At 56.1% G+C, this 14695-nt stretch carries 12 protein-coding genes; 8 read left to right on the forward strand and 4 right to left on the reverse strand.

Translation table 11 applies throughout. The annotated features are described in order from the left end of the window. Positions 1-159: 159 nt before the first annotated feature. Positions 160-612 carry a Cd(II)/Pb(II)-responsive transcriptional regulator gene (cadR, locus tag CUR33_RS03365; protein ID WP_167143962.1) on the reverse strand — a complete coding sequence of 151 codons (453 nt, stop codon included), beginning with the start codon at positions 610-612 and terminating at the stop codon, positions 160-162. 235 nt (positions 613-847) lie between these two features. Here cadR and CUR33_RS03370 point away from each other — a divergent pair, with 235 nt between their 5' ends. The 8 genes from CUR33_RS03370 to CUR33_RS03405 all read left to right on the forward strand — a co-directional run bounded on the left by CUR33_RS03370 (position 848) and on the right by CUR33_RS03405 (position 9488). Further along, positions 848-3130: a heavy metal translocating P-type ATPase gene (locus CUR33_RS03370; protein ID WP_167144326.1), complete on the forward strand. Its 2283-nt coding sequence runs from the start codon at positions 848-850 to the stop codon at positions 3128-3130. A 16-nt stretch (positions 3131-3146) separates the two neighbouring features. After that, a complete protein-coding gene (locus CUR33_RS03375; RefSeq protein WP_167143959.1) occupies positions 3147-3494 on the forward strand; it encodes a DUF3703 domain-containing protein in 348 nt (115 codons plus the stop codon). Continuing rightward, on the forward strand, positions 3491-4003 hold the full coding sequence (lspA, locus tag CUR33_RS03380) for a signal peptidase II (protein WP_289238704.1): 513 nt from the start codon (positions 3491-3493) through the stop codon (positions 4001-4003). Before CUR33_RS03375 ends, lspA begins: the two co-directional genes overlap by 4 nt. Then, positions 4000-4746 carry a helix-turn-helix transcriptional regulator gene (locus tag CUR33_RS03385; RefSeq protein WP_167143953.1) on the forward strand — a complete coding sequence of 249 codons (747 nt, stop codon included), beginning with the start codon at positions 4000-4002 and terminating at the stop codon, positions 4744-4746. The genes lspA and CUR33_RS03385 overlap by 4 nt, the downstream gene beginning before the upstream one ends. 68 nt (positions 4747-4814) lie before the next feature. Beyond that, the gene (locus CUR33_RS03390) at positions 4815-5684 is read left to right on the forward strand and encodes a sterol desaturase family protein (protein ID WP_257776551.1); all 870 of its coding nucleotides are present in this window, start codon (positions 4815-4817) and stop codon (positions 5682-5684) included. Between the two features lie 625 nt (positions 5685-6309). Next, entirely contained in the window at positions 6310-7635 is a 1326-nt protein-coding gene (locus CUR33_RS03395) for an OprD family porin (RefSeq protein ID WP_167143947.1), read from the forward strand. A gap of 147 nt (positions 7636-7782) precedes the next feature. Further along, positions 7783-8061, forward strand: coding sequence for a hypothetical protein (locus CUR33_RS03400; RefSeq protein WP_241693742.1), 279 nt, complete (start codon positions 7783-7785; stop codon positions 8059-8061). 458 nt (positions 8062-8519) lie between these two features. Next, on the forward strand, positions 8520-9488 hold the full coding sequence (locus CUR33_RS03405; protein WP_289238705.1) for an arsenic resistance protein: 969 nt from the start codon (positions 8520-8522) through the stop codon (positions 9486-9488). A 106-nt stretch (positions 9489-9594) separates the two neighbouring features. Here CUR33_RS03405 and CUR33_RS03410 read toward each other — a convergent pair whose 3' ends face one another. The 3 genes from CUR33_RS03410 to CUR33_RS03420 are packed head-to-tail and all read right to left on the reverse strand — an operon-like array spanning position 9595 to position 14674. Continuing rightward, complete coding sequence (locus CUR33_RS03410; RefSeq protein WP_090256270.1) at positions 9595-12717, reverse strand: efflux RND transporter permease subunit; 3123 nt, start codon at positions 12715-12717, stop codon at positions 9595-9597. Positions 12718-12728: 11 nt separating this feature from the next. Then, positions 12729-13070, reverse strand: coding sequence for a P-II family nitrogen regulator (locus CUR33_RS03415; RefSeq protein WP_090256271.1), 342 nt, complete (start codon positions 13068-13070; stop codon positions 12729-12731). Positions 13071-13084: 14 nt separating this feature from the next. Next, positions 13085-14674 (reverse strand): efflux RND transporter periplasmic adaptor subunit, encoded by a 1590-nt coding sequence (locus tag CUR33_RS03420; protein ID WP_167143941.1) that lies wholly within the window; start codon positions 14672-14674, stop codon positions 13085-13087. Positions 14675-14695 lie beyond the last annotated feature (21 nt).

A 14695-nucleotide genomic window follows, 5' to 3' on the forward strand; every position in this document is an offset into this window, starting at 1 on the left:
CGGTCGATTCGCTTGGCGTTGCAACCAGCAGGCACAGCAACTATCGAGCTGGGCGGTTCATCTTGATGACGAAGCTCCCATTAAGGCTGGGGCTGGCAACTACAACGTGAATCGCGCCGGGGGTTTGTAAATACTTTCCGCGCTCTTCTAAGGCGATGGTCAATGACGGTGGCTTTTCCCAACATGGGTGTGCCCGTCATCCGGAAGCGCATTGACTCCGCCAGTGGTGTTCAGGCGCTGGAGGATTCCGCACTCGTCTACGCCCCGCTCAGAAGCGCAGCGGTGGCGCAACTCAACCAGCTGTTTTTGCAGCGCCAACAGGCTGGTCACGCGTGCTTGCACATGCTCAATGTGCTCATCCACTAAGCTATTTACACCCTCACAGTTTTCCTCTGGCCGATCCATCAGCGCCAGCAAACTTCTGATCTCGTCCAGGGTCATGTCCAGCGTTCGGCAGTTGCGAATGAACGTAAGCCGCTCAAGGTGCTCACTGCTGTACAGGCGGTAGTTACCCTCGCTGCGAGCCGGAGCCGGCAACAGCCCCTCGCGCTCGTAATAGCGAACCGTTTCAACCTGGCAATCGGCAAGCTTGGCCAGCTCTCCAATTTTCATGAAATACCTCTTCGACAAACGCTTGACCCTGTAGTGGCTTCAGGGTGTTCACTCTGCATAACTGATCAATGAGGATACCCCCATGGCTGGCTGCTGCAGTGATGAACACAAACCTGAAGCGGTTTCAAATGATGTCTGCTGTGACCCCAATGAGGCAATTAAGTGCTCCTCCGCTACAGCCTCAACGGTAAATGCCGTAGCTGGCTCCAGGCTCAGCAGCTTTCGCATTGCGCAAATGGACTGCCCTACCGAACAGTCGCTGATTCAGGACAAGCTGAGCAAGCTCGCAGGCGTAGATAAGCTCGACTTCAACCTGATCAAACGGATTCTTGGGGTATGGCACAACTTGCCGTCGACCGCCCCCATCGAGGAGGCGATCTTGTCCCTGGGAATGCAGGCAGAACCGCTCTCTGCTGAAGGGCAAGCCCGCATCAAAATTGAACAGATGGACTGCCCAACGGAAGAAAAGCTGATCCGCGACAAGCTCTCCTCAGTGCCCGGCATCAGCGCGCTGGAGTTCAACCTGCTGCAACGCGTACTGACGTTTAGCCACACAGCAGAAGCATTGCCAGCAGCACTGGCCGCGATTCGCGACCTTGGTTTCACGCCAGTGGTTGAGGATTCAGCAACAGCAAATGAAGAAGCGCAAGGAACCCCGCGCAAGAAAGCCTGGTGGCCCTTGGCGCTCTCGGGCGTGGCCGCCGTATCGGCGGAAGTGATCCACTTTGCCGAGCTTGCGCCAGATTGGGCTGTGGCTGGCGTGGCGCTGCTCGCCATTCTGCTGTGCGGCCTAACGACCTATAAAAAGGGCTGGATCGCGCTGAAGAACCGCAACCTGAACATCAATGCGCTGATGAGTATCGCGGTGACCGGTGCGGTGCTGATTGGGCAATGGCCAGAAGCGGCCATGGTCATGTTCCTCTTTTCTGTAGCAGAACTGATCGAAGCGAAGTCATTGGATCGGGCTCGCAATGCCATCCGCGGCCTGATGGATCTGACGCCGGAGCGCGCCACGGTGCAGCAGATCGATGGCACATGGCTTGAAGTTGACGTTAAAACTATCGCCGTAGGCGCATTGGTCAGGGTAAGACCGGGCGAACGAATCGGTCTCGACGGCGAGGTTACGTCCGGCAACTCCACCATCAACCAAGCGCCCATCACGGGGGAAAGCCTGCCCGTAGAGAAAACCATTGGCGACCCGGTTTTTGCAGGAACCATCAACGAAGCCGGCTCCCTGGAATACCGCGTCCTAGCCGCCGCTGCCAACACCACGCTGGCACGTATCATTCACGCGGTCGAAGAGGCGCAGGGTTCACGTGCGCCGACCCAGCGCTTTGTCGATCAATTCGCCAAGGTATACACCCCTGTCGTATTCCTATTCGCCCTAGCTATCGCCATTGTGCCGCCACTCTTCATGGCCGAGCCCTGGTACGACTGGATCTACCGTGCTTTGGTGCTGCTGGTGGTCGCCTGCCCTTGCGCCTTGGTCATATCGACGCCCGTCACCATTGTCAGTGGCCTGGCAGCGGCGGCGCGTAAAGGCATTCTGGTCAAAGGCGGCGTCTATCTGGAAATCGGTGGCAAGCTTGGCTTCCTGGCACTCGACAAAACCGGAACCATTACTCATGGCAAGCCGGTACAGACCGATTACATGCCGTTGGTTGAACAGGATTCAGAACTCTACCGTACTCATGCTGCCAGCCTCGCCAGTCGCTCTGACCACCCGGTTTCGCAGGCAATAGCCAAGCATGCCACTGAGAATGGCCTGACGTTTGCTGCCGTTGAGGGATTCGAAGCCCTGCCGGGTCGAGGTGTTCGAGGCACCATCGAAGGCATAGATTTCCACCTGGGTAACCACCGCCTGGTGGAAGAGCTTGGCCTCTGCTCACCCGAGCTGGAAGCGACGCTGGAGCGTCTCGAACGCCAAGGTAAAACAGTGGTGGTGCTGTGCAATCCGCAGCGTGCCATTGCCCTGTTCGCCGTTGCCGATACCGTCAAGGACTCCAGCCGCCAGGCAATTGAGGAGCTTCACGCGCTTGGCGTGAAGACCACAATGCTGACCGGCGATAACCCGCACACCGCAGATGCGATTGCACAGCAGGTAGGCATCGACGAGGCACGCGGCAACCTTCTGCCAGTCGACAAATTGCAGGCCATTGAAGCATTGCAGGCGCGCGGCTACGTTGTAGGGATGGTCGGCGATGGCATCAACGATGCGCCGGCGCTGGCGAAGTCTGAAATCGGTTTCGCCATGGCCGCCGCCGGCACGGACACGGCCATCGAAACTGCGGATGTGGCCTTGATGGATGACGACCTGCGCAAGATCCCGGCCTTCATCCGCCTGTCTCAACAGACCGCCGTCATCCTCAAGCAGAACATCGTGCTGGCGTTAGGGATCAAGGCCCTGTTTCTCGCCATTACCTTAACGGGGCAGGCGACGATGTGGATGGCCGTCTTTGCCGACATGGGTGTCAGTCTGCTGGTGGTGTTCAACGGCCTGCGCCTGCTTAAAAAGTAGGGTTGGAGGATTGAAGATGAAAGCAGCATTGCAACTCGCAATTGAACAAGCCTTTCAGCAGGCCCGGCAGGCCATGCAGGAACAGCGCAGTACAGATGCCTTTCAATGGCTGGAGCGCGCGCACATCCTGACTCAGCGCCAACCTTTGCTGCATGCCAGGTCACACTGGCTGATGCTCACGCTCGGCTGGCAAATTGGCGATTATCGCGAGGTGGCGGGGCAAATACCGCGCATTGTCGCGGCCCTGCTGTTTTCCAGAATTTGGGTGCCCATCGGCAATACCGGCCGCTCGAGGATCAGTGCTTTCGCGCCCATGCCCATCTCTCAGGAGTTGCAGCGACTTCTCCAAGGAGGAGAACAATGAAGTCACTTCCTGGAGTGACACACTTTATCGCTCCCTGGCGTTGGTGGACGCTAGCGCTGGCCATTGCCTCGGCCGACCAAGCGCTCAAGAGCGCAATTGCGGGGGCGCTACCGGTCGGCAGCGTCATTCCGCTGGCCCCGTTCTTCAATCTGGTTCATTTCTGGAATACCGGTGCAGCGTTCAGCTTCCTGGCTGACGCGGGTGGTTGGCAGCGTTACTTTTTCAGCGTCATCGCCTTGGTCGTTTCGGTGGTGCTGGCTCTGATATTGCGTAAACCCAGAGCCAACAGCGAAGCCCTAGGCTATAGCCTCATCTTAGGCGGTGCCGTTGGCAATCTGATTGATCGAGCCTCGCAAGGCCATGTGATCGACTACCTGGATTTTTACTGGCAGTCCTGGCATTGGCCTGCGTTTAACCTGGCGGATATCGGTATCGTCGGTGGTGCGACCATGTTGATCCTGAGCAGCTTACTGAACCCGAATGAGGAAATCGGCCGAGCCAGAGAATGAAAGACTTGCCCTCAACAGGCGCGGTGCGCTGGGCAGGCCATGCCTGGGTGGGGCCCGGCATCGGCATCTTTCATGGCCGTGCCGGCCACCAGGATTGGCACCACCATCAGGCACATCAGATCTCAGCGGGTCTCGATTCACCTGTATTGGTTGAAACGCCGCTGGGCATTCAAACAGGATCGGCCGTCTTCATCCCGGCCGGCTTGCCGCATCGGCTCAGCGCCAACCGAGTGCTATCGATCTATCTGGATGCAGTGTCCGATGAGGCGCGTGCTTTGTGTGGCAGCGAAACAGCGCGGGTGATTGAGATCGCGCCGGGGGATATCACGCCGATTATCGAGGCGCTACGTGAGCCAGGGCACACTGCACTTCAGGTAAGAGCGGGGGTGCGCCAATCACTGCAACTTTCCGATCCGCCGCCTTCAGATCCTCGTTTGACCACTGTGGTTGAGGCGCTGCGTAGTGGCCAAATGGGACGCGACGAAATGGCCGCGTTGGTGCATTTATCCCCCTCACGGTTTTCCCACTGGTTTGTAGAGCAAACCGGCCTGCCGCTGCGCAGCTATGCGAAATGGTTGCGTCTCACGCAGGCCCTGCAATATGTGGCCAAAGGTGTACGACTAACCGAAGCAGCTCATGCAGCGGGCTTTTCTGACTCGGCGCATTTCTCCCGGACATTCCGGACGCTGCTGGGCATCGATCCTTCTTCCGCACTGGCTGAGGTCGATCTTCAGGAGTCATAGCTCTTTCGTTCAAGCCGAAAGCGGGTCTCCCCACATACAGTCATGGCTCCCTACCCAGGAGCTGAGCGATGCCTATTTTCCTGCGATTCCCCCTACGCTGGCTGAGCTATCCACTTGTGTTTGGTGGCTGTGCCGCCTTCATGCTCTGGGCGCTGTACGCGGGAGTGCCGTATTGGCCCACCACACCGGTAGTCGCCGCGGTGGGTCTGTTAAGCGTCGCGGGGTTAGAGCGCATCCAGCCTTTTCGCGAAGCCTGGCTTGAGGATCATCAAGACACCGCGACCGACCTACTGCACATGCTGGTGAATCTCTCCGTCATCCAGTTCACCGCTGAAATCCTGGCCAGGCTGGGCGATGCAGTGCCAGCTACGGTTCGTCTCTTCCCAGTCGAGAGCCCACTTTGGCTGCAACTGCTGCTGGTCGCCGCCGTGCTCGATCTGAGCCTGTATGCCATGCATCGTATCAGCCACCATGTACCCTGGCTGTGGCGTTTTCACATGATTCATCACAGCGCCGAGCGGCTGTACTGGATCAACGGGGAGCGCCGACACCCCTTGCACGCCGCACTCATGGCCGGTCCGGGGCTGGTGATTCTGCTCGCATCAGGTGCTCCATCCGCAGTGGTTGCTACCTGGTTTGGCATTTTGACCGTGCACTTGGCGTTCCAGCATGCAAACCTGGACTACCGACTGGGATGGCTGCGCCACATCATCGGGGTTGCTGAAATTCATCGCTGGCATCACAAGCGCGACTTTGCGGATGCCCAGGTTAACTTCGGAGAGTTTCTGATGGTGTGGGATCGACTGTTTGGCACGTTCTACGACAGCGCAGGGAAGCTGGGAGAGGCAGAGGTTGGATTGCATGAAAAGGACTATCCCAAAGACTACCTTGGACAGTTGACCGAACCCTTTGGGCGAGACCTTACAAGCCAAGGCTAACGGATTCTCTTGCGAAGGGCTGCCGCTAGGTGCAACACGATGCCCCTAGTGAGTGGCTCTGGCTAGCTGATGAAAGCGCGCGCCCGTTGAGCCGATGCCACCCAACGTAAGCTCGCTCGCCCGCAACCAATGTGAGCCCAAGGCTATGCCAGTCGCAGTTAATCTGAGCTGGAGATCGCATCGATTGCGAGCTCGGCCGAACTCAAACGCGAGCTGATTCAACTACTGGTTCATGGCTCGAAACCATCAGCAGAGTGGTGCACAACCACTGGAATGGGCGACTCATATCCTCTGGAGCAAGTGGCCCATTTCACTGCAATACATAGCGTTGCAGTGAGCTGATCGCCTCTCTAGCGAATGACCTGGGCCAACCCAAGCTGGGCGCTCTCACGGCCTATACGCCGTTTTTGTTGAAAACCTGCACTTAAATGTCGCTTTAAGACAACTTTTATTGCCGCCTTGTGAAGATTACAGAATTGTAATTTTCCAATCATCTTCAAGTTATCTTCAGCTTGCAAGGATAGGGCTCAGCTCCCCAAAGGCGCAGAGCGCTTGAGGGTGCAATACCTATAAGAACGCCATGGCGAAAACTAGACTAATAACTGCCAATATAAAGGAGCAATAAATGCTTAATAAAACCAAACTATCCCTTGCAGTATTTTCGGCGATTGTCAGTGCAGCTCCGCTCATGGCGGCCGCAGAAGAGCAAGCCGAAGGTTTTGTAGAAGGTAGCAGTTTCAATATTCTCAACCGTAACTTCTACATGAACCGTGACTTTCGTAAAGGTCAGTCGAGCAACACTGACAATGGTTATACTGAAGCTTGGGCACACGGCATCATTGGCCAGTTCGAGTCGGGCTTTACCCAAGGCACCGTAGGCTTTGGTATTGATGCCTTCGCCATGCTCGGCCTTAAACTGGATACCGGGGATGGTCGATATGGCCCAGGTGGTACTGTTAATCTGCTGCCGGTAAATAGTGATGGTGAAGCTGAAGATAACTACTCCAAAGTGGGTGGTGCAGTAAAAGCCCGGCTATTCGACACCGTTGTCAAAGTGGGTGATGTGTTCCCCATGACTCCGGTGGTTCACTACGGTGACTCCCGCCTGCTACCGGAAAGCTTTCGCGGCGTTACGGTTGAGAACACCAGCTTTGATGGTTTGACCCTTCAGGGTGGCCGCCTGCATGCCATGAGCCAGCCGCAGGTCAGCACCATGCGTGATGAATTCGCAACCTTCTATGCGGGCTCTGTCGCGTCGCCATGGGTTGCCTATTTCGGCGGTGACTATTCGCTAAATGACAACCTGAGCTTTAGTCTCTATAGCAGCCAACTCAAGGATGCTTGGAAGCAGCACTATGCCGGTACGTCCTTCACCTACCCGCTGACCGACAGTGTTTCCTTGTTCGGTGGTTTGAACTACTACAAAGCTGTCGATGACGGCCAGCAGCTGCTGGGTGAGTTCGATAACGACATTTACAGCGGCAAAGTGGGTGTGCAGTTCGGTGCACACAGCGTTGCCCTGTCGCACCAGCGCAACAACGGCGACGATGATTTCGACTACCTGCGCCAGTCTGATTCCATCTTCCTCGACAACTCTATTCAGTACAGCGACTTCAACTCGCCGAAAGAGAAGTCCTGGATGCTGCGCTACGACCTAGATATGGCCAGCTATGGCGTTCCTGGACTGACCTTCATGACGCGCTATGCGCTGGGTACAGATGCGGACTACTCCGACGCCAACAATGTGTATATGCGTCGTGATGCCGATGGTAATCCGCTGACCGACCAGAAGCGCTGGGAGCGCAACATCGAAGCCAAGTACGTCGTACAAGCTGGCTCGCTGAAAGATATGTCCTTCCGCGTTCGCCAGATGACTACCCGCGCAACGGATTACGAGTCGGATCTGGACGAGGTTCGTCTGATCGTCGAGTACCCACTGAGCGTGCTCTAAAAATGGATGGGCGGGCGGGCTCTAAAAGCCCTGCCCGCTCATGCATAACAAGATAGATAGTTATTAGATTTCAAGAATGTAATGTTGAGCTCACGCTGCTGTTAGCTTCACCCCCGTAAAATTCACTCGAACTTGCAGAACTTGTCCATGAACCTCGACAAGCTACTAATTGAATTTTACGAGGCCTGCCTTATGAAGATGTTGAAAGCTCTAGTTATTGGATCGGTACTTCTTGTCGGCTCCACACAGACTTATGCAGAAGATGGCTATGATCGCTCAATGAAAGCTCAGGAAAAATTTCGAGCAGATCAAAAACGAATTCACGGAACTGAGCCTTCTGCCAAACCGGCGGACGAACTAAAGGTTAAGACCAGCAACCAAAATCGGGCCAATACCGATATTAAAAAAGAAACCAACGCTGACTAACCGCCCACTTCCGAACGATGTTCACCTCTAGAAGCTCCCGAGCTCCTTTGGAAAGAGGTGTACCCTAAGCGCCCTTCGGGGCGCTTTTTTTATTTAATCTTTAATAAAAAAGACTCACTGGGAGTTTAAACCTCCAAGCTAGAAAACTAACTCTACTCTTCCGCAAGTCATTCATGTCTGCAACAAGCCATCGCTGTCAGCGTGTAGCAAGAAGGGCAAAATGATACCGGTGCAGGCCTTTAGATTGATCTGCCTGATATCTGCAAAGGCACTGGCTATCACCCCGATGCTAGAACACGGTGTCATTTGAATACCGCGCCCTTGCACCGTCAGCAGATACCTACTCAATAGCTAGACGCCGTGCCCATCTCAATTTTTCATGATTCAGGCCATCCAAGAGTATCGCCGCGCTCTCCGCTACCTCATGTAAGCTGAAGTTTTTACTCCTTGAGGATGCTATGAGTAGGGATGCGCTTGAACAAAACCAGATACCGATCTATTTCGTTGCGGTCATTGCAGCGGCAATCGGTGGGTTAATAGCTCCTGCAGCTACGCAGAGCCTGAACGCATTAGTGACCCCGACTATCGCCGTGCTGATGTACGCGATGTTCCTGCAAATCCCCTTTCTTGATTTCCGCGAGAGTCTTAGCAACAAACGCTTCATGTCTGCCTTGCTGATCGCCAATTTTGTACTGAGTCCACTGTTGGTGTGGGCACTAACCAGAGGGCTCGCAGAACACCCGGCAGTACTAATCGGCGCTCTTCTGGTTTTGCTCACTCCCTGTATCGACTACGTGGTGGTATTTACGCACATAGGCAGAGGCGACTCGCGTGCGATTCTTGCAGCAACCCCCATCCTCTTGCTGTTGCAACTTGTGCTGTTGCCTGTGTATTTGGCTTTTATGCTAGGGGAGCAATCCCAAGTCGTTATCTCGATAGCGCCTTTCGCTGAAGCCTTTCTCGCACTGATTGTCGTGCCTTTATTGCTCGCGGTGGCTACAGCAGCCTTGGCTAAGCGCTCGCGGATCGTAGGTCGCTGGAACACCGTATGGGCATGGATGCCAGTCCCTGCGATGGCGGCAGTTCTCATTGCGGTGGTTGGGTCGCAAATCTCGCCAGTGGTACGTGATATCGACCAGCTTTTACCGGTGATCCCGGTGTATATCGGTTTCATGCTTTTGGCCCCCGTAGTGGGCGCACTCGCTTCAAAAGCTTATAAACTGCCCGCCTCGACGGCGAGAGCGGTTACTTTCAGTACCGCCACACGTAACTCGTTGGTGGTTCTTCCGCTGGCCCTGGCATTACCTGAAGAAATACGAGGGCTTGCAGCCGCAGCGGTCATCACCCAGACACTGGTTGAGTTGGTGGGTGAACTTGTCTACATCCGGGCAGTGCCGATTCTCATCTGGCGTAAAAAAAGCCGCTGAGGACGTCACGGCACAGTCACCGCCCACATTGAGCGGTATTTACGGTAAGCAAAAAGCCCCGCTCAAGAGCGGGGCTTTTCAGTTGCAAACGAATAGCGCTGTGAACTTAGCGCAGACGATGGGCCAAGCGGTAGAGCAATGGCAAAACCAGCAGCGTCAGCGCTGTTGAGGACAGAATTCCGCCAATCACTACCGTCGCCAGAGGGCGCTGAACTTCCGCGCCCGTACCGATGGCAGTGGCCATTGGAATAAAGCCCAGAGACGCCACCAAAGCAGTCATCAGCACTGGCCGTAGGCGCGTCAATGCGCCTTCGCGGATGGCCTCGTCCAGCCCCATGCCGTTCTCACGCAAACTGCGAATGAAGGAAATCATTACCAGGCCGTTGAGCACCGCCACGCCCGACAAAGCAATGAAACCCACGCCCGCGGAGATCGAGAGCGGAATATCTCGCAGCCACAAGGCCATGATCCCGCCTGTCAGCGCGAAGGGCACGCCGGTGAACACCAGCAGGCCATCTTTGACATTGCCGAACATCATAAAGAGCAGTGTGAACACCAGCAGCAATGAGACCGGTACGACAATCTGCAGGCGCTTGGCCGCCGACTGAAGCTGCTCGAAGGTGCCGCCCCAGGTCGTCCAGTAGCCTGTAGGGACGCTAACCGCCTGGGCGATCTTGCTCTCGGCCTCGGCGACAAATGAGCCGATATCGCGACCGCGAACGTTAGCGGTGACCACCACGCGGCGCTTGCCACTTTCACGGCTGATCTGGTTCGGCCCCGGTGCGGACACCACACTCGCCACATCAGCCAAGCGCACAAACCCTGGGCCATCCAACCCATCGCCATTGGCCAGACGAATAGGTAGCTGCTGGATCTTGTCGACATCATTGCGCCACTCGTCCGCCAGGCGAACTTGGATATCGAAACGCCGGTCACCTTCAAACAGTGCACCCGCCTCGCGCCCGCCGATGGCGGTGGAAATGGCGTCCTGAATCTCCGAGACATTCAAACCGAATCGTGCGGCTTTCTCACGGTCGATTTGTACGCTGAGCATCGGCAGACCGGTGGTCTGTTCGACCTTCACATCAGCTGCTCCTGGAATACCCTCCAGCACCTCAGCGATTTGCTCGGCGGTCTCGTTCATCACATCCATGTCATCGCCAAACACTTTCACTGCGACGTCACTGCGTACGCCGGAGATCAGCTCGTTGAAGCGCATCTGAATGGGCTGAGTGAACTCATAGTTGTTGCCGGAAACCTGTTCAACCGCCTCCTGCATCGCCGCAACCAAATCGGCTTTGCTGCGATCAGGATCGGGCCACTGGTCGCGCGGCTTTAGCATGACAAAGTTGTCCGCCACGTTCGGCGGCATTGGATCGGTTGCGACTTCAGCAGTTCCAAGCTTGGCGAACACCGTATCAACCTCGGCAAAGGATTTGATTCGTTGTTCGAGTTGCACCTGCATTTCAATTGCTTGCGAAAGGCTAGTGCCAGGAATACGCAGGGCATGCAAAGCGATATCGCCCTCATCCAGGCTCGGCACGAACTCACTGCCCATCCGCGAAGCAGCTAAACCAGAAAGCACCATGATGACTGTCGCAATGGTCAGCACTAACGGCTTGCTGACCATGACCCAATCTAGCAACGGCGCGTAGCCTTGCTTGACCCAGGCCATTAGCCGATTTTCTTTTTCACTGACGTTGCCATTGAGGAACAGTGCAACAGCTGCCGGGACGAATGTCACCGAGAGGATCATGGCTCCGAACAGGGCTGTCACCACGGTGAACGCCATTGGGTGGAACATCTTGCCTTCCACGCCGGTGAGCGCAAATATCGGCAGGTACACCACCATAATGATCAGTTGGCCGAACAGCAGTGGACGACGCGCCTCCTTCGACGCCGCGAACACCTCATGGAAGCGCTCATTACGGGTCAACGTTCGGCCTGCTGCGGCCTGGGCGTGAGCCAAACGACGCACGCAGTTCTCTACGATCACCACGGCACCATCGATGATGATGCCGAAATCGAGTGCGCCAAGGCTCATCAGGTTCGCGCTGACCTTGTTGCTGACCATGCCCGTAAAGGTGAACAGCATCGACAGCGGAATCACCATTGCGGTGATGAGGGCCGCCCGAATGTTACCCAGGAACAGGAACAGGATAGCGATAACCAGCAGAGCGCCTTCGATCAGATTCTTCTTCACCGTATTGATGGCCTTATCGACCAATACAGTGCGGTCATAGACCGTCTTCGCTATGACTCCTTTCGGCAGGTTGCGATTGATCTCCTTTATGCGCTGGTCGACAGCCTGCGATACATAGCGGCTGTTCTCACCAATCAACATAAAGGCAGTGCCGAGCACCACCTCCTGGCCGTTCTCAGTAGCGGCCCCGGTGCGCAGCTCCTTACCCAGGCCAACCTCGGCCACATCACCGATGCGCACAGGAACACCATCGGTGTTCTTGATGATGATGTTGGCGATGTCAGCGATATTGCCGACTTGTCCCGGAGCGCGGATCAGGTACTGCTCGCCGCTGCGTTCGATGTAGCCCGCACCAACGTTGGCATTATTGCTCTCCAACGCAACCACAATGTCCTGCAGGCTGAGGCCATGTGCGACCAGGCGCTCCGGCTTGGGTGAAACCTGGAACTCCTTGGCATAACCGCCAATGGTGTTGATCTCGGTAACACCTTTGACGGTTCGCAGTTGCGGCTTGACGATCCAGTCCTGAATCTCACGCAAATCCATCGGAGTATAGGCGCTGCCATCCGGCTTCTTCGCACCGTCTTGCGCCTCGATGGTCCACATGTAGATCTCGCCCAGACCAGAAGCGATTGGCCCCATGCTCGGCGACAGATCACTGGGTAGATTGCTACGCGCTTCCTGTATCCGCTCATTCACCAACTGACGAGCGAAGTAGATGTCTGTGCCGTCTTCGAAAATGACGGTGACCTGCGACAACCCGTAGCGTGAGATTGAACGCGTTTCCTGTAAGTTGGGCAGCCCAGCCATTACCGATTCAATCGGAAAGGTCACGCGTTGCTCAGTTTCCAGTGGCGAGTAGCCCTTTGCCTCGGTATTGATCTGCACCTGCACGTTGGTGATGTCGGGAACCGCATCAATCGGCAACTTCTGGTAGCTGTAAACACCCAACGCCGCCATGCCGAGCACAGCCAGCAAGACTAGCCAGCGCTGGTCGATGGCGAAGCGAATTAATCGTTCGTACATGTCAATTTCCCCTAAAGCGCAGCATCACCGCGCTCTCCAGTACGGATGCGCAATGCGTCGGTCAAAGGGGCCACGGCGACGATTCCATCACCGGGAACACCTGTGTGGGCGGCCTTCTCGATGGCATGGACGATCTCATCGGCAACCTCATCGGAGCAGAACGCCAGCAGCACGAGATGCTGATGGGCGTCTGGATTCCATTCGTCTGCGATATATCCATGATCCTTGCCGTGACCACGCGGATGACCATGGGCTGGCAGGATGGTGAATCCTGGTAGATGCGGCAGTGCGTGCAGCGCTTGCTCGACGGCTTCAAGCCGGATCGGACGAAAAATAGCTGTAACTTGTTTCATAGCTCGACTCCGAATTAGTGGTCATGGCTCGCGCCGGCTTTGCCAAGCTCAGCTTTGATCAGGAAGCTGTTCTTCAGCGCGTATCGATCGCCCGCCTTCAGACCCGAGATAACCTCGACGAAGTGGCCGTCGGATTTGCCCAGCTCAAGAGGCCGAGCTTCTAGCTGGTTATCGAAGCGGCCGAACACTACCTGCCAATCGCGAACGGTCTGGATCGCTTCGACCGCTACTGCAACGGGAACGTCGTTCTCCTCGGCAATCACCTCGACCGTCACTGGCAAACCAGGCCGCCATATCCGATCTGGGTTGGCTAGCACGATGCGAGCAGTCGCCGAGCGGGTTTGCGCCCCAACCAGAGCGCTGACATAGGAAATGGAGCCCTTAGCCGTGGCGGCGAATGCGCTGGAGCTCACGACAACGTTTTGCCCTTCGGCGATTACGCCCAAGTCTTTCGCCGCGACGGTTGAGTCCACCCATACGGTCGACAAATCCGAGACGGTAAAGACTGCGGAGTCCTCTTTGAGTACTTCACCAACAGAGATGCTTTTGCTGGTTATCACGCCATCGATAGGGGCACGAATCTCGAATTCGGTGAGATTCTGGCCTTTGGCCGGGGCACCGCCCAGCGAAGCGATTTGTTGCTGGACGCGCTGCACTGCGATAGCAGCTTCCTGCATGGCAACTTGCGCCTGCAGGAAGTCCTGCTCGGCGGAAATCTTCTCTTCCCACAATTGCTTTTCACGTGCATAGGTCGTGCGGGCAAGCGCAGAGCGTTGCTGGGCGGCCATTAGCTCGCCACGCAGTTCGGCCAGCGCCTGGCTGGAGATTTTGGCCAATACCTGACCCTTGCTGACCGTATCGCCAGCACTAACCGCCACCGAGTCGACGCGCCCGGCAAGTTGCGGGGTCACCTGAACCGTGCGGTCACCGTTGTAACGAACCTCGCCGAGCACTTGCAGCGTGGAGGCGATTTTCGCTGGACCAGCAGTGGCGAGCGTGACGCCACCCTGCTCAAGCTGCGCATCCGTCATCGTCACGCGGCCCTCAACCTGCTCGTAACCGAACGAATAGCTCTTGCCACTGTGCTTGGCGCTGATGGAAACCTGGAATGAATGCGGCTCTACAACCGCGGCATCGCCACGTAGGTAGTCATTCTCTTTGCTGAAATTGATGATTTGCGCAGGTTGGCCAAGACGCAACAAGGTCACCTGTACCGTGCTTTCAGTAGGATTTAAAAGCTTACCGTCCAGGTAGGTATAGAGCCTGAACTGAGGCTCTACGCCCTCCTCAAAAATCGTCACTTCAAGTGCATAATCACCCTCGGTGAAAAGCTTGCCGCCATGCTCGCCCTTGGTGGGTTCTACAGTTTCATGGTGCTCTTTATCTGCATGCTCATCGGCCTCTTCATGCTCGTCGGCCGAAGCCTCCCCGTGGTGCTCGGGATCTGCGTGAGCCGATACATCCTCATGACTCTCATCATGGCCATGGCCTTCCTCCCCGGACTTACCAGGGCTACCACTTAGAATCAGACCCGCCACGGCTAAACCGATGACGACAACAGCCACAATCATCAGCCACTGCTTTCTGGGAGTTGTTGATGCCATTGGTAACTCCAAATTATCAAA

This window comes from Pseudomonas sp. FEMGT703P (assembly GCF_002786345.1).
GTDB lineage: Bacteria > Pseudomonadota > Gammaproteobacteria > Pseudomonadales > Pseudomonadaceae > Aquipseudomonas > Aquipseudomonas peli.